The sequence below is a fragment of the Vibrio sp. 10N.286.48.F5 genome (assembly GCF_041469785.1).
In the GTDB taxonomy this organism is placed as follows: domain Bacteria; phylum Pseudomonadota; class Gammaproteobacteria; order Enterobacterales; family Vibrionaceae; genus Vibrio; species Vibrio crassostreae_C.
Genome location: NZ_JBFRLG010000039.1, coordinates 1 through 20,284, shown reverse-complemented (window position 1 = coordinate 20,284; position 20,284 = coordinate 1). Strand labels below are relative to the sequence as shown.

The window sequence follows — 20,284 nt, the reverse complement described above, 5'->3', positions numbered from 1 at the left end:
CCCCTAAATTGGTTTAGCCAAAAAGTCTGCATTCACAGTCGAGTGGTTTTTGGCCTAATAGAACTAATCTGACACCCAAACTCAAAAAGAACGTAAACTGGGTATCAGAGTGCAGTTCTTAGTTCAAAGCAACTCGATGACTTTTGCTCTACAAACCGATCTTAAAGCGTCACAAACCTACAAGGCGTTATGGAAGCATACCGCCTTGATCAAGTGTCTAAAACCTTCGCTAAGAGCGTTTGAGGTGGTCTGAGGGCTGTTTCTGATAGCAAACGCGCACATTTACCATAATAGGAATAATGAACACCTAGTTTATGCACTAACTTTGTTATTATCTATGCCTTAATTTTTTAGCGTTTTTAGGTCTGATATGAAAAAAATGGCAAAATTCAGAGTGATATTTTTACTCTTAGCAACCTCGATGTTGTCAGCTTGTGTGTATACATCCAATGTTGATTATGTGCGTATTTCGGTGATTGCGATCGCCTGTTTCGGTTTATTCCGATCACCAGATCCTACCTTTTTTCTCTCTTCTTATTTTTACTCTAAGTGATCGGATAATCACGAAGTGATTTCGCACACATCGGTACGATGTATAAGTGCGCATTTCCTCATAATCAGAAATGTGTTTTCACAGCATTGTGATGGTAAAATACCCAAGTATCAACAACAGGATTTGACCATGACAACAAAACTAGAAAAGCTAAAGCGAAAACAAGAGCAACTGAAAGAGCAGATACAAAAAGAGGCACAACGAGTTAAAGCTCAAAACAGAAAGAATGACACAAGACGAAAGATTCTTTTAGGGACGATGGTATTAGATAGGATGTCAAAAAATGACGAGTACAAACAAAAGATCCTATTAATGTTGGATTCTTATTTAAAAAATGAACGTGATAGACTTCTATTTTCGTTAGAGGATAAAAAGCATGACTAGATGTATTCTTCACATACACTCCCAGCCATTACCACCAAATAAAAATAGTGGTGGTGCAAACCGATTGGTTGATTGGTTAGCAAAAGAACAATCCAATATGGGATTTAAAATATATGTATTGTCTCCAGAAGGTTACTCAACAAAACAATATACTCACATTACATTGACAGATGAAGCGAAATGTAATTTACAAAAACTTTCAACATTAATCCCAAAAGATATTACAGACATAGAATATCATGGAGGATTATCCACGGAAATAATATTTAAGTTACGAGATAGATATAAAAACTTTATATCTATCTGCCACGCAGGAGATGGAATTCAGTGTAATACTGTGTTTGTATCAAAAAGCCACGCATCTCAGTCTAAATATAATAAAAATAAAATTAATTTTAATTACATCTATAATGGAATCCCAGAATCAGAATTTGAATATAACGAACAAAAAAAAGGATATTTTCTTTTTTTAGCCAAAGTAAAAAGAAGTAAAAAAGGAATACAGACAGCAATAAAAGTAGCAAAGAAAACAAAATCAAATTTGATTGTGGCTGGCGGACACCGACTAGGCTCACCAGAAACATGGTTTAAATGGCATCCATTAATTACACCAGTTGGATTTGTGAATGGTGATTTTAAAAAAGACTTGTTAAGAAACGCAAAAGCATTACTTGTTCCAATATCTTGGGAAGAACCTTTTGGGCTAACAATTATTGAAGCAATGCTATCAGGAACACCTGTAATAGCATACAACAGGGGGGCAATGAGTGAATTGATAGTACATGGTGAAACAGGGTTTCTGTGTGAGAATGAAGACGAATTTATCAAAGCGATGTCACTTACCCATCAGCTAAATAAGAAAAAAATGAGAGAAAGAGCGATAAAATATTTCTCATCCTCAGCAATGGCAATAGGTCATCTCAAAATGCTCGATCAGGCATCAACAAAGCAGTGGGAATAAGTGCGTGAAATGCCCCTTATGTTAAATGCGCTACTTAGCTATTAAAAATCAATGCTAGAGGCTCTAAAATCGACGTAGAGCGCATTACACCACACAAACCACACCCAGATAGCTGCGTATTTCGGTGATTGCGATCGCCTGTTTCGGTTTATTCCGATCACCAGATCCTACCTTTTTTCTCTCTTCTTATTTTTACTCTAAGTGATCGGATAATCGCGGAATCAGTGATCGGTTTAAACCGAAATGGGTGATCGGATAATCCCGAAATGACTGAGCGGAATGCTCCGAAATATGCAGATTATGGAACAAAGTTTACTGAAGAACAGGTTTCTCAAATAGAGAAAAAGGTGACAACTAAGAATGATCTAATCAGAATTTTTGGTGAACCGTCTATAAAAACAGTAATCAGCGAAACTGGTGAAAAGTGGGTGTATTCTTATACTGGAGGTAGTGCTTCATCCCAAGCTTTTACAATGAAAACAACATCCGATATCACAACGCACACGATTGATATCTTGTTAGAAAATGGTGTCGTTGTGAATTTTGCAGAAACCAAAAACAAACAAAACATGAATATGTCAGTAGAATAGTATTGAACATTGTACTGGTGTGCGAACCCAGATTTAGACACAAGAACGGCTCCCAATTGGGAGCCGTTCTTCGTTACGGAGTCACGCCGATTGAACATAATAGGAATTAGTGCGCACCTAACCCAATACTTTTGCTAGCGCGATGCTACTCACCGCACTAGCACTTCACAAGTAAATTTGCCATACCTGTAGTTATTGATGGTTTTCTAATTTAGAAAAAACACTGGCAAGGTTTTGTCCAAAAATGAGTTGCGCTAACTTCCCTCACACCCCAACACAGCCACAAACGCATCCAAATATTGCTCGATAGTTAAATCCGCAGAAACGGGCGGCAGTTCTACGGTAATACACGGTAAGTTTCTTTCTTGGCACCATGTACCGAATGAGCCTGGGGTTTCGTAATCCACGTCTTCCACGAGTGGTAGGTTGAACTGCTTGCCTAGCCAAGTGGCGAGTTCCGATTGGGTTGGGTCGTCGACCATAGCGAGTGGTTCGTGGAAAGAGATGACGAACTTGGGTTGGCGTTGCTCAATGAGGTTAATGAGCGACTGCACTTCCGGTTCAAGCAGATCGGCTTGTCCCGTTTTTACTTTTACATCTCTGACTGGTGTGTGAGAGCTCCAGCGATACACGGTGCCGTTTTCTGTCCAGTTTTGAGTTGGGAAGGCGCGGTTCAGATCGACTTGGTTGGCGTTGGCGCGAGTGCCTAATTGATTGCCATCTGGGTTCATCGACAGGATCACATCGTGTCTCAAGTTGGCCGCTGGCAAGCTTCTTAGGGCGCAAGACAAACCTGCGATTGAAGCGGTTTCATCGCCGTGTGTGCCTGCTAAAATCAGCCCGCGAGATTCGCTTTCTACTTGTGCGGGGAAATAGAGCAAAGGCGCACCCAACACCGATTTTCCATATGACAGCGGCTTTATCGAAAACGCAGCTCTTTCCGTTCTTGGAATTAAACTCACCTTAATCTCCTGATTGATCAAGTACTATCAAGTATTCACTATTGGCTATATTAATCATTAACTAAGTCCATTAGATGAACCCCTTTAAATAAACCATAGCGTCAAAACTCGTCAACCGTCGCATTGTTAATTTTATTACTTGCTTCAAAGATAGGCTAGGAGAGCAAACAAACATGGATTTTAAAAAACATTCAACGGCTTTACTCATTTCATCTCTATTGACCCCTTTTATCTCAGTAACTGCCGTTGCTGACACATTGCCTGCGGGAACTTCTCTGGCGAAAGAACAACATTTAGTTCGTGCTAACGATGCAGAAGCGGCGACGCTTGACCCTGCGAAAGCAGAAGGCCTGCCAGAAATGCACATTCTACGTGACCTATTTGAAGGTTTAGTGATTCAAGATCGCGATGGCAATATCACCCCAGGTGTTGCACAGTCTTGGGAAACCGAAGACAACCAGACGTTTGTATTCCACCTACGTAAAGACGCGAAATGGTCGAATGGCGATCCGGTGACGGCCGATGATTTCGTGTATGCGATAAGACGCGCGGTCGATCCTAAAACGGCATCGCCAAATGTTTGGTATCTCAAGCTTACTCAAATCAACAACATTGCTGACGTAGCCGAAGGCAAAAAGCCCGTTGAAGAGTTAGGTATCTCTGCAGTCGATAAACACACGGTGAAGTTCGAACTCGATAGTAAAGTGCCTTACTTTGTGGCGATGACAGGCCACACATCCATGATGCCAGTGCACAAAGCAACCCTAGAAAGTAGCGACAAGCCGTGGAGCGACCCTAAGCAATTTGTTGGTAATGGAGCATTTGTGCTAGACGAGTGGGTGGTGAACGAGCGCATTGAGCTGAAGAAGAACCCGAAATATTGGGACAGTTCAGATACGCATTTAACCGAAGTGACTTACATTCCGTTTGAGAACCAGAATGCCTCGATTAACCGTTATGCTGTGGGCGAGGTCGATATTACTTCGGACGTGCCGACACATATGGCGCAGCAGCTAAAAACCAAATACCAAGATGCGTTTACCGCAGTGCCTTTGCTGTGTACTTACTACTATGCGTTCAATACAACACGACCACCATTCGATGACGCACGAGTCCGTAAGGCTGTCTCTTATTCCATGATGCGTGACGTTATCACCAATGGTGTTACTCAGGTCGGCAACTTACCGGCTTATACCTTTGCTCATGAGTACACGGCTGGTTTTGATGCGACACAACCTGAATACAGTACTTGGACTCAGAAGGAGCGTGATCAAAAAGCAAAAGAGCTACTGAAAGAAGCGGGCTACGATGCGTCTAATCCGTTGGACTTCAAACTGCTTTACAACACCAGTGAATCGAACAAGTCCATAGCAGTGGCGATTGCATCAATGCTGAAAGGCAACTTAGGCGCACAAGTTGAACTAGAAAACCAAGAGTGGAAGTCTTACTTGGTATCGCGTCGCCAAGGTGATTTTGATGTGATGCGCGCCTCTTGGTGTGGTGACTACAATGAAGCATCAACCTTCTTGAGCCTGTTGCGTTCTGGCTCTTCAGGTAACTTTGCTCGCTACAACAATGAAAAGTACGACGCAGCAATGGATAGCGCACTAGCCGCAACCAGCGAACAAGATCGCCAAGGTTTCTACGACCAGGCAGAACAGTTACTGGCAGAAGACATGCCGATCGCGCCAATTTACTACTACATGCAGGCTCGTCTAGTACGACCAAGTGTTGGTGGTTTTGCGAAGAACAATGTAGAAGGGCGTATCTACTCTAAGGATCTCTACATCAAAGAGTAATTGCGTTTGATTCACGCGGCGACACACCGCTAAGAATATGAAATAAAGAAAAGGGACGTTGATCATAAATATCTGATCAACGTCCCTTCGTCATTAATCTGTAACGGTAAGCGCAAAAAACTGAAACCTGATTGAAGTATTTTTCACTTTTATTTCAATCAGGTGAAGCCATGTTACCCCCTCTACGTGCCCTTGTTGCGTTCGAAGCTGTTGCCCGCCTCGGTTCTATTGGCGCTGCTGCGCGCGAGCTTTGTGTTACCCAAGCTGCGGTGAGTCAGCAGCTTAAAAGTTTAGAAACCTTTCTCGATACCACATTGTTTGAGCGAAGCTCCAAAGGCGTAAAGCTGACGTCAGCTGCCCAGCACTATCAACCGATTGTTGCGGGTTCATTAGCACACCTGAAATTACAGACTCAAATCCTCTTCGGGGAAAAAGAAACCGACGTGCTCAGCTTGCGCGTAAATCACACCTTTTGTCATAACTGGCTGTTACCTCGCCTGCCATCCTTTTATAAGAAATACCCTTTTATCAGGCTCGATATTCAGCTGGTGGACTGGCCATCAACCAACCCTTGTCAGAATGTCGATATCGAGCTGACCAACGGCAAGGTTGAAAGCGAAGACACCCATTGCGAGCGACTGTTTCAAGAACATTGGCAGTTGGTGTGTAGCCCAGACTTTAAAAACCAATATCAAGACTCCTTGGTTGAGCATGATTTTTCTGCTCTGCCGACCGTGCAAGTAAAAGGCTACCGAGAGAACTGGCTGCAATGGTTGAGTCACAACCAATTCGAGATGACCCTACCGAAGGTGTTATTGGAGGTGAGTAATTCTTTGCACGCCTTAGAAGCGGTCAAACATGGCATTGGCGTGTTGTTGGTGCGTTCGCTTGCGGTGTCTGAGCTGTTAGAGAAAAACGATCTGGTTCTGGCGACAGAGTCATCAATGCCTGCTGAATCTGCCCACTATTTGATTACTAAACACCGACGCAGTGCCAAGGTGAATTTCTTTTGTGATTGGCTTTATCACCAGATGGAAGACGGTGAACTGGAAGAAAGATTTTCTAATGGGTAGCCATAAAAAAAATGAAGGGCGCTCTTACTAACCTGTCACACAAACCCCTTAATTTAACCGCATACAAATAAGGACGAGGTCACCATGAGTGCTTTCTCAGAACCAATGAAAAACCGCTTAAAGGTACTGCTATTTACTGCACCGTTGTTGGTGCCACTGTTTACTTTTTGGCTCGTACCATTTGGTTATTCGATTTACATCAGCTTCACCGACTGGGATTACATCTCGCCAGATTATTCGTTCATCGGTTTAGAAAATTACGAGTACATGGTTGAGGATTACGAGTTCATCCAAGCGATGCTCAATACGTTTTGGTTCTCTGTGGGTGTGGTGATTCCCACCATTATTCTTGGCCTTGTGTTTGCGATGCTGCTGCACAAAAATTTCAAGGGCAGCCAGTTTTATCGTGCGGTGATCTTCTCTCCTTGGATTACGCCAACGGTAGCAGTTTCGATCGTGTGGTCTTGGGTGTTCGAGACCAAATCGGGCTTGGCAAACCACTTACTGGAGTCGGCAGGGTTTAGCGCGATTCCATGGTTAGAGAACGGAAACACGGCTTTGATTGCGGTGATTATCGTGACGGTGTGGCAGGCGATTGGTTGGACGATGCTGTTCTACATCAGTGCACTCAACAAGATTCCAGAGTCACTGTATGAGGCTTCTTTGATTGATGGCTGCAGCAGCTTAACGCGCTTTTTGAAGATTACGCTTCCACTGATTTCACCAACCACTTTCTTCTTAGTGGTGGTCAACATTATTACGGCAATGCAGGCGTTCGATCAGTTCCAGATCCTAACGCAGGGCGGGCCGGGTGGTGAGACACGTACCTTGCTGTACTTGTTCTACCAACAAGCGTTTGAACGTTACGAAATGGGACCTGCGGCCGCGACATCGTTAGTGATATTCCTGATTACTGGATTGCTGGCACTTATTAATACCTACATCGGCAAGCGCTGGGTGTACTACTAGTCGATTTTTGAAAGGACAGAATTATGACCACGCAAGTATTGGATGCCAATCAAGTATTAAACCAGAGCGCAGCGAAAGCCAAAGTTATAGCACAAACCAAAGCGACCAAATCAGAGGTTGCGTCAAAGAAGATTTCAGTGGATCGCCGTTCGTTCCTCGCACTGGCTAAGCACCTGTTCTTGGCAACGTGCGGAACCATTATGGTGTTCCCGTTCTTGTGGATGTTGTCTGGTTCACTGAAAAGCAACGATGAGATCTTTGCTAACCCACTGGATTTGATTCCAGAGCAATTCCGCTGGGAAACCTTTGTCGAAACCTTTCACAGCGCGCCGTTTGGCTTGTACATCTTCAACAGTTTTAGCGTGGCTTTGTTCACTACGTTTTTGGTGATTGTGAATTCGGCGATGTTTGCATATGCGCTGACTCAGCTGAAGTTTCGCTCAAAGACCGTGCTCTATTTCATCGTGATGGGTTGTTACATGCTGCCGGGCGCGGTGACTTACATTCCGTCTTATATCACCTTAGCAAAACTGGGTTTGTTGGATTCGCACATGGGGCTAGTGGCGTCGAACGCGGCGTCGGTTTTCGGTGTGTTCTATCTACGCCAAGTGTTTATCAAGGTGCATCCGTCGCTGATTGAAGCGGCACGAATTGATGGTGCAGGTGAGCTCAAGATCTTATGGGCAATCATCTTACCGCAATGCCGAGCAGCAGTCGCAACACTGTTCCTCATCACTTTTATTACCAATTACAACAGCTACATGTGGCCAAGCCTGGTGATTACGACTCAGGATTTAAATCTGATCGCTACTGGTATTCGTCACTACTTTATTGCCGAAGGTAACTATGGGTTGAACTGGTCGCAAATTATGGCGGCGAGCACCATTGCAGTATTGCCTTTGTTAATTCTATTCGTCATTTGTCAAAAGACGATTCTTTCAGGTATCGCCGATAACGGCGTAAAAGAGTAAACGGAAATGAAACTAAAAACTCTCGCACTAGTGTGTGCTGGCGCAGCAAGCGCGTCTATGTTCTCTAGCAGTGTTCTTGCGGCAACCGAAGTTAACTTTTGGTATTCCGGTGGTACTAAGCCACAGCAAATGATGACTAAGCTCATCGAAGAGTTCAACGCGAGCCAAGATGAGTATGTGGTGAAGCCTGCATTGCAAGGTAACTACACGGAAACCTACCAGAAGCTGCAAGCTGGTTTAGCGTCGAAAACGGCACCTGAACTTGTGCTATTAGATTCAGGTCGTGCGGAAGCGATGCACGGGCGTGGTCTGAGCCGTGACCTAACGCCGTTTATGGATGAAGAGTTCAACTTCTCTGATTTCATTGGCGCGTTTAAAGATCAAGTGACGGCAGACGATGGCACCATCATCGGCCTACCTGCTTACGGCACAACTCAAGTGTTTTACTACAACAAGCAGGTGTTGGCAGACAACGGTTTTACTGAGCAAGACCTAAACACATGGCAAGGCGTGGCTAAGGTGGCTGAGAAAGTTACCCAACGTGACGACAAAGGCAACGTGACCTTTTACGGCTGGGAGCCGATGTGGGGCCAAGACAACATGATTGACGCGGCTTTCTCTAACGGCGCGAAGATCATCAGTGATGATGGCAAAACCGTGTTAATCGACTCGGCTGAATGGGTTGAGGTGTGGGACAGCTTCCGTAAGTGGATCCACGATGATCAAATCATGCGTATTCATTACGGCGGTCAAGGTTGGGAATACTGGTACAAAACCATTGATGACGTGATGAAAGATAACGCACTTGGTTATACCGGTTCATCGGGTGACCAAGGTGACTTGGACTTCACTAAACTTTCGGCAACCACACAACCAGGTTGGGGCTCAAACCCTTCAGCACCACAAGCGGGTGCGCTGGTTTACGTTATGCCAAAAGGCACAGATGACGCAGCAGCGAAAGGTGCATTTGAGTTTGTTGAGTTCTACACCAACGCGAAAAACACCGCAGCTTGGTCAATGTTCACAGGTTACATCCCTGTGCGCAACAGCGTTTCTGAAGTACCAGAGTACCAAGCGTTCACTAAAGACAACCCACAAGCTCTGATTCCGTTGAAGCAAGCAAACACGGCGACCAAAGATTTCCTTGACCCTACCAACGGTAAGATCATGGATGCGCTGAAAGTAGCTGCGGACCAAATTCAAATCCAAAACGTGCCGGCTGACAAAGCGCTAAAACAAGCGGCGAAGAAAGCACAACGCGCACTAGACCGAGCGAATCGTTCTTAATCAGTAAAGTTATTAGCTCTTATTTATTAAAAACAAAGAGTTATTAGCAATGAATAGTTGTTAACAGCGAATAGCTATTAATAGCGAACGATGAACTAACAAAGGCCCATCTATTCGGGTGGGCCTCTTTTTACCCAGTCCTTCAATTAGGACGAATTTGGTGAAGACAATGACCCAATTTCAAGGTGAACTGCCGTTTGGCAGAGTACGTATCCCCTTTGATGTACCAGCAGGTTCTCACTGCGTAACCATTACTGGTACGACGGTGAAAAAAGGATTCTTATACGCTGCGGCATACGATGCCAACCAAGCATTTCGTGGCAAAGTGCTATTTGAAAAGGCGCACAAGTCACTCTCTATCCAACCGAAAAACTCTGGTTTAGGTGCGATTGATGGTGCGATTCCATCAGGTGAGTGGTTCTTAGAACTTTACAATCTTGAAGGTGAGTTTCGCACCGAGCGTGCGATGCAGTATCAAGTCGATGTACTTTGCTCTGATGAGTCAGTTAATAGCGATGCTGAGTTAGAACTGACTCCAACGGTGACAAGTGATCACGATATCGAGTTTGATTACAGCCATATGCTGAGTTCTGATTCTCGTTGGTATCGCGGCGATTTACACGCTCACACTCAGCTTTCTGATGGTCACAATACCTTGGCCGCGGCCAAAGATATTGTTGAATCACAAGTGCTCGATTTCTTCTTCTTCACCGAGCACAACATCTGCCAGCCTAAGCTGCCTGTATCAAACCAATGTTTGTTTTTACCAGCGTTAGAAGTCACGACCGATCTCGGGCATTTTAATGTGCATGGCCCGGTTAAGTCTTTAGACCTTAGAGACGTTGAGCACAGCAGCCAAGCGACGATGGAAGCAGGATTGAACTTAGCTAAAAGTGGACACAGTTCCCTTGGCATTAATCACCCGATGATGAAGCCGTGGCATTGGCATTACGATCAAGTGGATCTTAGCCAAGTGTCTACGTTTGAAGTGTGTTGTGACCCAACGTGGTCGACCTCGCCAAAAGCGACCGAAGAGGCGTTATTGGTTCTCAATGAAATGTGGAATTGTGGCCAACGCATTACGGCGATTGGCGGCAGTGATTCACACCTTGAACCCCATGAACGCAATCCAAAATCGGATGAACCTTCTATCTACGGTGACCCATCAACTTTCGTTTACAGCCATGGTTTGAGCGGCGAAGGCATCTTGTCTGGTTTGCGTAATGGGCAGGTTTACCTAGAGCGCCGCTGTGGCCTGAAGTTTGACATCAACTTAGGTGATTTGCTGCCGGGCAACGACTCTCAAGGGCAGGCTCTCACTTATCGTATCGCTGTCACTGATTCAGAAAACCTTTACTACGCTGAGTGCGTGGTGGATGGCGAGATTGTTGAACGAATCGCTCTGAATGATGAGCTGCAAAGTATCCATATTGATGAAGGCTACCGTTGGTGCCGAGTGGATATCCGTCGTGGAGAACTCTCTTCGATATTAATGAACAGCACTCAATCTGCATGTGACGAACGTGAGTTTGAAGGCTGCATCAATGCCGTATTCGACGGCAAACAACCAGAATTTAACCAACCCCTAGTGCGTACTTGGGGAGAACTAATGGAGCGAATGAGCCGTGATGAAGTTTAAGGCGATGTTATTTGATAAAGACGGCACATTGTTAGAGTTCCACAAGATGTGGCTTAACGTTTCTCGTGGTGCTTGTGAGCGTGTGAAATCTTACAGTGACCAGCACCAAGGTAATCAAAATGTCACACCTGCTGAGTTACTCTTGGCCATCGGCGTGGAAGGTGATGTGGTTGATAACTATGGACTATTAGCCTCAAACCCAGTGGAAGATACCGCGACAGCGTGGTTCAACATGCTGCAGCCTAATGTCTCGCTTGCTGAGTTCACCAAGGTAACGAAAGCGGCGTTCAATGATGAAGTGGAAGAGAACCCAAGCTGGATTGAAGCACTACCAGGTGTGGCTGAAAAGCTTGGCCTGTTTAAGCAGCAAGGCATGATTTTAGGCATCGCGACCGCAGACACCAAAGACTCAACCATCTACACACTAGAGCAATCGGGTTTGAGCGAGATGTTTGATTATGTCGGTTACTCAGATGGTGATATCGAACCTAAACCAGCGCCAGCACTGCTCAATGCCTTCTGTGAACAATGCGGTATTGAGCCTCATGAGGTGATCATGTTTGGTGACACGGTTTCGGATATGGAATTTGGCCGCAATGCAGGCGCAAGCAATGTCGGTGTTCTGACGGGGACTGCACAACACAGCGAGTTAGAGCCAGTGGCGGATCTGGTTATCGCATCAGTCGCCCATTTTGAGCTCAACCAACTGCAAGAACGTGGCTAAAACGTCCACGACAGATTGCAAAGATAGTATTTAACGAATTGATTTAAGGACAGGTTATGGCTGAAGTCACACTGAGAGGGGTAGAAAAAACCTACCCAAATGGTTTTAAGGCTGTGCACGGTGTCGATCTGAATATTCGCGAAGGTGAGTTCATGGTGTTTGTTGGGCCGTCTGGCTGCGCAAAATCTACGACACTTCGCATGATCGCAGGCCTTGAAGATATCTCAGAAGGCGATGTCTACATTGGCGATAAGCGTGTAAACGAATTGCCACCTAAAGATCGTGGTATCTCGATGGTGTTTCAGAACTACGCGCTTTATCCGCACATGTCGGTGTACGAAAACATGGCTTTTGGCCTGAAGCAACAGAAGCTGCCAAAGCATGAAATCAATGAGCGAATTGAAGATGCAGCCAAGACTCTCGATATCGAACACCTGCTAAATAATAAGCCGGGTGAAATGTCGGGTGGTCAAAGGCAGCGTGTGGCGCTTGGCCGTGCGATGGTGCGTAAGCCAGATGTGTTTTTGTTTGACGAGCCCTTGTCTAACTTGGATGCCAAGCTGCGTGTTTCGACTCGTGTCAGCATTGCACAGCTGCACAATAACCTGAAGCAAGAAGGGCAGAACGCCACCATGATCTATGTGACACACGATCAGGTGGAAGCCATGACCCTTGGCGATCGCATCTGTGTGTTGAATCAAGGTGAGATTATGCAAGTCGATACGCCAATGAACCTTTATCAGTACCCAGCAAACAAGTTTGTCGCAGGCTTTATTGGTTCGCCAGCGATGAATCTTCTCAAGGTGAGATTGGATGAGATTGATGGCGTGATGAACGTGGTCTCTGAAAGTGGGACTCGTTGGACACTGCCACAAGACAAGCAGATTATCGCTCGTGAAAAGATGGGTGAGTGGGTATGGTTTGGTGTTCGTCCAGAGCACATTCAACTGGCTAATCACGATGCGCCGCTGGCGGAAGTGAATACTCAAACGCACAGGCTTGATGTGGTTGAGTCGATGGGTAATGAGCTGTATATCTACTTTAAACTCGGTGCAGATAAGCTGGTGGCTCGCGTGCCTTTTGATGCGGATCGCACGGCAAACAGTGGTGAAGAAACGGTGCTGCATTTCAACACCAGCCAATGTCACCTGTTCGATTTAGAAACCGAAGAGACGCTCGATCCTAAGAGCTGATTCTGTTGATCCTACGAGTTGTTTTGTAAAAAGAAATCCCCATTCGTTGACTAGACGAATGGGGATTTTAGTTACTAGGGGTAGTTACTTTATCAATAGTGAACATTCACTAATTTATTGATTATTTAGATAACCTTTGGTTTTAAATAATCTTAGGTTTTAGATAGCCACCATAGTCGCGGCTTTCTTCATTGCTTCCTTGGTTGAACACTCAATCACGTTCGCGTTAGCAAAGCGGTGAGCGTCTTTCACTTGAATATCGTGAGCCAAGATAACCAGCTTCGCGTTCGCCACATCTAGGTCGGTGATGCGGTTCTGAATACCGTTTTGACCTTGAGTTTCTACTTTGATTTTCAGACCCGCTGCCGCACCTGCTTTTTCTAGTGCTTTGGCTGCCATGAAGGTGTGTGCAACACCAGAAGGGCAACATGTTACTGCTACGATGTCGTACTCGCCTTCGCCTGCTACAGGAGCTGCTTGAGCTTGTACTGGTGCTTCAACCATGTCTTCTTCTGTTTCTACCGCTACCGGTTTCCAGAAGCCTACGATAACCGCTGTGGTTAGAGAGCCTAGTGCGATACCGACCACGTACATAGGGATGTTGCTTGATACTGGCGCAGTGATTAGGCCGCCCCAAGGAGCGTGCAGTAGAACGTCTGTCATGAAGCCAAACACACAACCAACGATACCACCGGCTACGATTGAAGGAAGAACGCGCATTGGGTCATTCGCTGCGAATGGGATAGCACCTTCAGAGATACCGATAGAGCCCATGATTGCTGCTGCTTTACCTGCTTCTTGTTCTTGTTTAGAGAACTTGTTTTTGAATAGGAAAGTTGCCAATGCCATACCTAGAGGTGGTGTACAAATCGCGATGCCTACGCCGCCCATTAGCCATGGTTGTGTATCTACTTGAGTTTGAGCAAATAAGGTTGCCACTTTGTTGATAGGGCCGCCCATATCGAACGCTGTCATACCACCAAGGATTGTGCCCAGAACCATCTTAGATGCCCCCGCCATTGATGCTAGGAACTCGTTCATTGAAGCCATGAACAGTTTGATTGGCTCACCGATGCCCCACATTACAATACCTGCAGAGATTAGCGTACCGACAAGAGGGTAGATGAAGTACGCACCTAGAGCCGTCATGTTCGCAGAAAGTGGGATCTTCTTAAGTTGGAACACCACGCCACCGGCGATAAAGCCTGCCACGATACAGCCAAGGAAGCCGCCGCCCATGTCAGCCATGATGCCAGAAGAGATCATCGCAGGTGCTAGTGCTGGTTTATCTGCAATTGAGTAACCAATAAAGCCGCCAAGAATGATTGGGAAAAGAACAAGGCCTTTGATACCGATATTAGAGATGTCTGCCAACAAGCCGTCTGCTGGAACCGCACCTTTGCCTGATGCCATGACCGCTAACGCCAACAGAACACCACCGGCTACGATGAAAGGTAGCATGTGTGAGGTTCCGAAAAGCAGGTGGCCTTTCATGGTACTAAGGATTTTTTTAAAGTCGCTACTACTGTTTTTATTATTGGTATTCGTAGCTTGAGTTGTTAGGGTGCTCATAATTTTCTACGCCTTATGAATTAATTAAAATATTAAGGATTTGATGTTCGTTTTTTGCGTTATGGATATCTTGAATAAATTCATCGCTGAATTTTCCAAATAGTTCTTGTAGTACATAAATATGATGGTCTGCACCGTTATCTGGTGAGGCAATCATAAAAAACACGGTTGGATTGATGCCGTCTTCATCGCCATAATCAATACCTTTACGCTTAACACCGACAGCGATTGCTGGCTCAGTTACCGCCTTGCTTTTTGAGTGTGGGTAAGCGATGCCGTCCATTGAGGTAATGCTTTGAGATTCACGAATTTCAATGTCTGCCAAGAAGGCTTCTTTATTACTGATTCGGTTGTTTTCAAATAACATGCTTGCCAATTCTTCAAACAGTTCTTTTTTATTATTCGCTTGAAGGTTGTTATTAATTAAGTTGACGTTAGTTAGCTGTGTGACCATTTATTAACTCATTCACTATTGAAGTTCTTGAATTAAAATTAATGGATTAACGGCATTCGCGAAATAGCAAATAAAAGCCCTTCACTGTACATTTGTACCAAGCAAAATTAAGTGTGATTTGCATCATTCATCCAGTGTGAGATGGGTCATATTTGATGGTGTTTTTGATTATGTTTTTGACACGCCGAGCGGCCTCATCAGAAACAAAAATGCCCCGCATGAGCAGGGCAGTAAGACTTTGTACTGAGTTCTAAGGGAGCTAGCTGTAAGCACGCGCTACTCGGCCAACGCAGTCCAGTTTGTAGCTCTCAGCATAAGCAGGAATGAATACCGATTGGCCTTTCTCTATCACGCAGGTTTCGCCGCACTGGTGAGTAAGCACCATAGATTCGTCGAGAGGTAGTAGGATCTCGGCACCTTCGGTAGTGATCCGTCGCTGATGTGAGTTTTGCACGATAGAGAACTTAAAATCCTCGACTGGAATTTGGTATTCCATCACATCACCTTGCTCTATCGGGCTGAGCAGTAACCTATCCGCAGGCTTTTCCTTAAATCGAGTACAAGAAACCAGTTCATTCACGTCCATATACTTGGGCGTTAACCCTGCGCGAAGTACGTTGTCTGAGTTCGCCATGATCTCTAAGCCCGTGCCTTTGATGTAAGCGTGGGGCGTCTCGGCATCCAGATACATGGCTTGCCCCGGCTTTAGCGTGATAACGTTCAATAGCAGCGGAGCAAACAGGCCGACATCCCCCGGATACTGTTGTTCCAACTCTGAAATCAACTGGAACACAGGGGCATCTGAAAGTTTCGCCTTCATCAACAACATGGTCAGCGCCATGCCTTTTTGTTCACCTTGCAAAGACAATAAGCTCGCGAAGAAGCTGGCTAATCCATTGGGCGTTTGGTCGCCCGCGAGATCGTTAACCATCGAGTGCAGCTCAGGAATATCGAGGTAATGGAAGTGCTCAAGGATCTCGCTGATCGACCTAAAGCCATTCATCGCCGTGTAGTCCGTTAGGGCATACACCAGTTCTGGCTTATGATTAGGATCCTTGTAGTTACGATTGCCAGCTGTCATTGGAATGCCTTGCTGCTCTTCAAGAGCATAGCCAGATTCCGCTTGCTGTTTGTTTGGATGTACTTGAACAGACAGCGCTTTCTCAGCCGCTAATACCTTGAAAAGATAAGGTAACTCGCCAAAGCGACTCGCCACTTTCTCGCTTAAAAACAGGTTTAGGTTCTTCGAAATCAAGCTCGACAATGTGGTCTGTTGCCCGTTATCAGTCACCATTGAGCAACCATTGGGGTGTGCGCCCATCCAAATCTCCGCTTGTGGCTCACCAGATTGGTTATCAATACCAAACAGTTGGCTAAACGAAGACGGGCTACCCCATGCGTAGTTTTGAATCACGTTGGTCATAGGGTAGAAAAAGCGTTGTACGAACGAGTCGTTCGCTAAAGAAAAATCAGACATCGAGATCACCATGAAGGGAAACATGGCTTGAGCTCTACTCGATTTACTAAAATACGAGAGTAGAGGGACTCAAGCCATTGGAGTTGAAATGGCTTAAGCCGCTGCTGTTGCTAGCTTGGCTTTGCGTAGATTTTTAAGCGCGATACAAGTAACCGCAGTCACGCCCGCACCAGATGCCATACACAGCAGTGCCAGCATTGGGTAGTTCATTGCGCCGATCAGAGCCACAACAGGGCCACCGTGGGCAACGCTGTTGGTGATACCAAATGAGAACGCCATAACCGCTGCAGTCATTGAACCAAGCACGTTGGCAGGGATAACCGACATTGGATCTTGAGCCGCGAAAGGAATCGCACCTTCAGAGATACCCACCAAGCCCATCGCTCCAGCGGCTTTGCCTGCTTCGATTTCAGAAGATTCAAACAGGTCGAATTTACGGCCAAGTCTGGTCGCGATAGCCATGCCCAGTGGAGCCACAGGAATTGCGCACGCCATTGCACCCATGAATTGAGTTTGGCCGCTGGCAATCATGCCGACCGAGAATAGGAACGCCACCTTGTTGAATGGACCGCCCATATCGAAACCGGCCATGCCACCCAGTACAATACCAAGCAGAACCACGTTGCCTGTACTCATACTGGTTAGCAGTGCTGTAAGAGCATCCATCAGCCCGGCGATAGGTGCACCGATAACAAAGATGAATAGACCCGCGATGAATAGAGAGCCAGTGATCGGAGCGATCATGATAGGCACAAGTGGTTGAACGAATTTGTGGTAGTTAAACGAGGTAATCCATTTAACGAAGTAGCCGACTAATAGGCCAGCGATGATTGCACCAATGAAGCCTGTACCCGCGTCAGCGCCATAGAAAGAGCCGTTGTTAGCAATCCAACCACCGATAAGGCCAGGAGTTAAGGCAGGGCGGTCAGCAATCGCGTAAGCAATGTAGCCAGCCAAGATTGGGATCATCAGCGTGAACGCAACCACACCGACTTCTAGAATTTGGTTCCACATGCTGCCAGCAGGAATCGCCATGCCAGATTCACTTGGCTCGCCACCAATGGCTAGTGCTAGGGCAATCAAAAGACCGCCAGTCACTACGAATGGGATCATGTGAGATACGCCATTCATCAAGTAACGGTAAAGGTCTGAACGTGCTTGCGAGGCTTTCTCTGCAACAGATTGGTTGGTCGGTGCTTGTTCAGCTTGGTAGCTAGGTGCATTGAGCGCTTGCTGAATCAAGCCTTGTGCGTCTTTGATTGGTGCTTTTACGTTAGTGCAGACAACGCGTTTGCCAGCAAAACGAGCCATGTCGACCTGTTTGTCACAAGCGACCACAATCGCATCTGCGCGTTCGATCTCTTCTTGAGTCGGGCTGTTTTTAACGCCTATCGAGCCGTTGGTTTCGACCTTGATGTCATAGCCAAGAGCCGCTGCGCCTTTCTCTAGCGCTTCAGCTGCCAAATAAGTGTGCGCAACGCCAGCTGGGCAGCCTGTCACACCAATGATGAAGCCTTGTTTCTCAACGTTGGTTTCGGTTGCTGAAGGCTCAGGTTTGCTAAGCAGTAGTTCTAATGCTTCTTGTTCAGATTGAGCATTCATGAAGCTTTCGATAAAGCCTTCTTCAATCAGTTTTGAAGAAAGCTCTGCCAGTACTTCGATGTGGTGATCATCGCCGCCATCTGGAGACGCAATCATGAAGAACAGTTTTGATGGCTGACCGTCATCGGCGCCGTATTCGATACCCTGCTTGTGGACGCCGATAACAACCGCGGGTTTGATCACCGCAGCGCTTTTTGCGTGTGGCAGTGCGATGCCCTCTTCAAACCCAGTATTACCTTGTTCTTCACGAGCCTTAATGTCGGCAAGAAACTGTGCTTTGTCTGAAATACGGCCTTGTGCGTACAGCACGTCTATCAGCTCTTTAAATACGTCTTCTTTTGAATTAGCGCTAAGCGAAAGCTTAATCAAATCTTGATTGATCAATGTCGTGATCATAATGAACCCCTACTCTGTTTTTATTTTGTTAGGGGTATTCTGGAATTGATTACTTGCCTTCTGTAGTGAAGAAAAAATGCATTTACTGGATGATTGTTGCCTTATAAATGGAGTGTGATTTTGATCGGTTAGGAGTGCCTGTTTGGGGGAGTGTTGACAGCTTTTATGAGGTTATAACGCTTTTATTGATAAGGGCTTAGATTGATTTTTCTATCATGATAACAGTGTTCTAAATCTGGCCTTAGACTGGAGATTTATTTCCACTACTGGATTTTTGTAACCTAGATCTCAAATTGTGATTTTGCTCAATAGCGCTATGTTTCACTAAGGAGTATATCTATTCCCGTAGCCTTATTGCTGCTTATAAGAGTTCGAAACAATGATATTTCATGACCTAATCTCGTCGGTATTAAACGAGCGAGAACCGTTTCATAACATCTGGTTTGCGGGAGATTTTCACACGCCTTCAGCATTCAGTTATCAGGTGAACTTTCCGCGTTTAGAGCTGGTGCTCGACGGTGAGTATATTAATGAAATGGAGAGTCATGATCGCAAGATCACCAATGTTGTTGCGAAAGCAGGGGATGCGATTTTCATCCCGCCTAACTGTTGGAACAAGCCGAACTGGGATACTGATTGTTCGGTACTGAGTATGTTGTTTGGGCGTCGTCAGCTTGGTTTAAGCTTGGTGAGCAAGCGCAAAGGGGAAGAGAGCTTCTACGATATCCAAAAGCATAGTATTCAGACTCGCTCTGGCTTTGCGATTGATAATATTTTGGAGGCGCTCAGCTCGTTAGCGCGCGAGAGCAACAAGCAGCCGATGGATGAATTATTGCTGCAAGCGTTGCTTCAATACAGCAAGACGATGCTGGATGCGCCTGTCGAGAAGTCTCACAGCCGCGTACAGGATGTGTATCAAGGGATCTGTATCTATATCCAAGAGAATTTCCACCGCCAGATCACGCGAGACAGCATCGCTTTGCGCTTTAGTATTTCATCCAACCATTTGTCGCGAATGTTTCGTCAACAAGGCCACATGACGCTGGCTGAATATATTACACGTGTGCGAATCGACCGCGCCAAGTTCATGCTCAAGAAATACAATTTCAAGCTCAATGAAGTGTCGGTACGTTGTGGCTTTAAAGATGTGAACTACTTCTGCCGCGTGTTTAAGAATCGCACCGGAAGAACGCCGACCGAATATCGTGGTTCAATCTAATATCCCTTCAAATTACCTTTTCTGACCAGAGCTTATACGACCGAAATTTGTATGACTAGATCACCACAGTGGACTCTGTGGTGTGGTGAGCAATTTGCTTTGTGTTCTCCTCTGCCGTTTATTTCTACACCTTATTTCCCAACCTTATCTTTAGGCACGATTTCTATTTATCCCGTTTCACTAAATAACCCCCAATTAATAACATTAAGGGTTCGCCTTGCGAGTTGCTTATTATTTTTCGTTGCCTCTTTATTGAATTAAACGTGTGAGAGTTGATGTATTAATGCGATGCATTTAATGAATGCCAAGTAAATTGAAAACGGCTTTGTTTCCTAAATCAGGGAACTAATGCTTAAAGCTACGATCAGATCATCTAAGTTCACTCACATACTTAGAGCAATGCCAAAGCCTCGCTACAGAACAACTAACTGGAAACAATATAACCAAGCCCTAATCAAT

General features: G+C 45.6%; 17 protein-coding genes. 12 read left to right on the top strand and 5 right to left on the bottom strand.

Annotated elements, in window-relative coordinates; genetic code table 11:
* Window positions 1–682 precede the first annotated feature (682 nt).
* From AB4185_RS19100 to AB4185_RS19090, 3 genes are all read left to right on the top strand, one after another.
* Window positions 683–937 (top strand): hypothetical protein, encoded by a 255-nt coding sequence (locus tag AB4185_RS19100; RefSeq protein ID WP_017065030.1) that lies wholly within the window; start codon window positions 683–685, stop codon window positions 935–937.
* Window positions 930–1,898, top strand: coding sequence for a glycosyltransferase (locus tag AB4185_RS19095; RefSeq protein ID WP_017065029.1), 969 nt, complete (start codon window positions 930–932; stop codon window positions 1,896–1,898). Before AB4185_RS19100 ends, AB4185_RS19095 begins: the two co-directional genes overlap by 8 nt.
* A gap of 266 nt (window positions 1,899–2,164) precedes the next feature.
* Entirely contained in the window at window positions 2,165–2,488 is a 324-nt protein-coding gene (locus tag AB4185_RS19090; RefSeq protein ID WP_240799474.1) for a hypothetical protein, read from the top strand.
* Window positions 2,489–2,742: 254 nt separating this feature from the next.
* On the opposite strand, the gene mpaA is transcribed toward AB4185_RS19090, so the two are convergent.
* Window positions 2,743–3,450, bottom strand: coding sequence for a murein tripeptide amidase MpaA (mpaA, locus tag AB4185_RS19085; protein ID WP_372135772.1), 708 nt, complete (start codon window positions 3,448–3,450; stop codon window positions 2,743–2,745).
* A gap of 173 nt (window positions 3,451–3,623) precedes the next feature.
* On the opposite strand from mpaA, the gene AB4185_RS19080 reads away from it, so the two are divergent.
* The 8 genes from AB4185_RS19080 to AB4185_RS19045 all read left to right on the top strand — a co-directional run bounded on the left by AB4185_RS19080 (window position 3,624) and on the right by AB4185_RS19045 (window position 13,105).
* A complete protein-coding gene (locus AB4185_RS19080) occupies window positions 3,624–5,249 on the top strand; it encodes an ABC transporter substrate-binding protein (protein WP_372135771.1) in 1,626 nt (541 codons plus the stop codon).
* Between the two features lie 170 nt (window positions 5,250–5,419).
* Window positions 5,420–6,322: a LysR substrate-binding domain-containing protein gene (locus AB4185_RS19075; protein ID WP_372135770.1), complete on the top strand. Its 903-nt coding sequence runs from the start codon at window positions 5,420–5,422 to the stop codon at window positions 6,320–6,322.
* An 84-nt stretch (window positions 6,323–6,406) separates the two neighbouring features.
* The gene (locus tag AB4185_RS19070) at window positions 6,407–7,291 is read left to right on the top strand and encodes a carbohydrate ABC transporter permease (protein WP_017064953.1); all 885 of its coding nucleotides are present in this window, start codon (window positions 6,407–6,409) and stop codon (window positions 7,289–7,291) included.
* A 23-nt stretch (window positions 7,292–7,314) separates the two neighbouring features.
* Window positions 7,315–8,262: a carbohydrate ABC transporter permease gene (locus AB4185_RS19065; protein WP_171732871.1), complete on the top strand. Its 948-nt coding sequence runs from the start codon at window positions 7,315–7,317 to the stop codon at window positions 8,260–8,262.
* A 6-nt stretch (window positions 8,263–8,268) separates the two neighbouring features.
* A complete protein-coding gene (locus tag AB4185_RS19060; RefSeq protein WP_065584077.1) occupies window positions 8,269–9,549 on the top strand; it encodes an extracellular solute-binding protein in 1,281 nt (426 codons plus the stop codon).
* 169 nt (window positions 9,550–9,718) lie between these two features.
* Window positions 9,719–11,188, top strand: coding sequence for a CehA/McbA family metallohydrolase (locus AB4185_RS19055; RefSeq protein WP_372135769.1), 1,470 nt, complete (start codon window positions 9,719–9,721; stop codon window positions 11,186–11,188).
* Entirely contained in the window at window positions 11,178–11,912 is a 735-nt protein-coding gene (locus tag AB4185_RS19050) for an HAD family hydrolase (RefSeq protein ID WP_372135781.1), read from the top strand. Before AB4185_RS19055 ends, AB4185_RS19050 begins: the two co-directional genes overlap by 11 nt.
* Before the next feature lie 56 nt (window positions 11,913–11,968).
* On the top strand, window positions 11,969–13,105 hold the full coding sequence (locus AB4185_RS19045; RefSeq protein ID WP_372135768.1) for an ABC transporter ATP-binding protein: 1,137 nt from the start codon (window positions 11,969–11,971) through the stop codon (window positions 13,103–13,105).
* Between the two features lie 159 nt (window positions 13,106–13,264).
* On the opposite strand, the gene AB4185_RS19040 is transcribed toward AB4185_RS19045, so the two are convergent.
* The 4 genes from AB4185_RS19040 to AB4185_RS19025 all read right to left on the bottom strand — a co-directional run bounded on the left by AB4185_RS19040 (window position 13,265) and on the right by AB4185_RS19025 (window position 18,606).
* A complete protein-coding gene (locus AB4185_RS19040; protein ID WP_372135767.1) occupies window positions 13,265–14,677 on the bottom strand; it encodes a fructose-specific PTS transporter subunit EIIC in 1,413 nt (470 codons plus the stop codon).
* 13 nt (window positions 14,678–14,690) lie between these two features.
* Window positions 14,691–15,131 (bottom strand): PTS sugar transporter subunit IIA, encoded by a 441-nt coding sequence (locus AB4185_RS19035; RefSeq protein ID WP_372135766.1) that lies wholly within the window; start codon window positions 15,129–15,131, stop codon window positions 14,691–14,693.
* A gap of 259 nt (window positions 15,132–15,390) precedes the next feature.
* Window positions 15,391–16,608 (bottom strand): mannose-6-phosphate isomerase, class I, encoded by a 1,218-nt coding sequence (gene manA / locus AB4185_RS19030; RefSeq protein WP_016785547.1) that lies wholly within the window; start codon window positions 16,606–16,608, stop codon window positions 15,391–15,393.
* Between the two features lie 93 nt (window positions 16,609–16,701).
* Entirely contained in the window at window positions 16,702–18,606 is a 1,905-nt protein-coding gene (locus AB4185_RS19025) for a fructose-specific PTS transporter subunit EIIC (RefSeq protein ID WP_372135765.1), read from the bottom strand.
* 379 nt (window positions 18,607–18,985) lie between these two features.
* Here AB4185_RS19025 and AB4185_RS19020 point away from each other — a divergent pair, with 379 nt between their 5' ends.
* Window positions 18,986–19,825 (top strand): helix-turn-helix transcriptional regulator, encoded by an 840-nt coding sequence (locus AB4185_RS19020; RefSeq protein ID WP_017061655.1) that lies wholly within the window; start codon window positions 18,986–18,988, stop codon window positions 19,823–19,825.
* The last annotated feature ends 459 nt before the right edge of the window (window positions 19,826–20,284 follow it).

Coding starts and splice junctions, on each gene's coding strand:
- AB4185_RS19100 (WP_017065030.1), top strand. CDS start 683: ATGACAACAAAACTAGAAAAGCTAAAGCGAAAACAAGAGCAACTGAAA.
- AB4185_RS19095 (WP_017065029.1), top strand. CDS start 930: ATGACTAGATGTATTCTTCACATACACTCCCAGCCATTACCACCAAAT.
- AB4185_RS19090 (WP_240799474.1), top strand. CDS start 2,165: ATGACTGAGCGGAATGCTCCGAAATATGCAGATTATGGAACAAAGTTT.
- AB4185_RS19080 (WP_372135771.1), top strand. CDS start 3,624: ATGGATTTTAAAAAACATTCAACGGCTTTACTCATTTCATCTCTATTG.
- AB4185_RS19075 (WP_372135770.1), top strand. CDS start 5,420: ATGTTACCCCCTCTACGTGCCCTTGTTGCGTTCGAAGCTGTTGCCCGC.
- AB4185_RS19070 (WP_017064953.1), top strand. CDS start 6,407: ATGAGTGCTTTCTCAGAACCAATGAAAAACCGCTTAAAGGTACTGCTA.
- AB4185_RS19065 (WP_171732871.1), top strand. CDS start 7,315: ATGACCACGCAAGTATTGGATGCCAATCAAGTATTAAACCAGAGCGCA.
- AB4185_RS19060 (WP_065584077.1), top strand. CDS start 8,269: ATGAAACTAAAAACTCTCGCACTAGTGTGTGCTGGCGCAGCAAGCGCG.
- AB4185_RS19055 (WP_372135769.1), top strand. CDS start 9,719: ATGACCCAATTTCAAGGTGAACTGCCGTTTGGCAGAGTACGTATCCCC.
- AB4185_RS19050 (WP_372135781.1), top strand. CDS start 11,178: ATGAAGTTTAAGGCGATGTTATTTGATAAAGACGGCACATTGTTAGAG.
- AB4185_RS19045 (WP_372135768.1), top strand. CDS start 11,969: ATGGCTGAAGTCACACTGAGAGGGGTAGAAAAAACCTACCCAAATGGT.
- AB4185_RS19040 (WP_372135767.1), bottom strand. CDS start 14,677: ATGAGCACCCTAACAACTCAAGCTACGAATACCAATAATAAAAACAGT.
- AB4185_RS19035 (WP_372135766.1), bottom strand. CDS start 15,131: ATGGTCACACAGCTAACTAACGTCAACTTAATTAATAACAACCTTCAA.
- manA (WP_016785547.1), bottom strand. CDS start 16,608: ATGTCTGATTTTTCTTTAGCGAACGACTCGTTCGTACAACGCTTTTTC.
- AB4185_RS19025 (WP_372135765.1), bottom strand. CDS start 18,606: ATGATCACGACATTGATCAATCAAGATTTGATTAAGCTTTCGCTTAGC.
- AB4185_RS19020 (WP_017061655.1), top strand. CDS start 18,986: ATGATATTTCATGACCTAATCTCGTCGGTATTAAACGAGCGAGAACCG.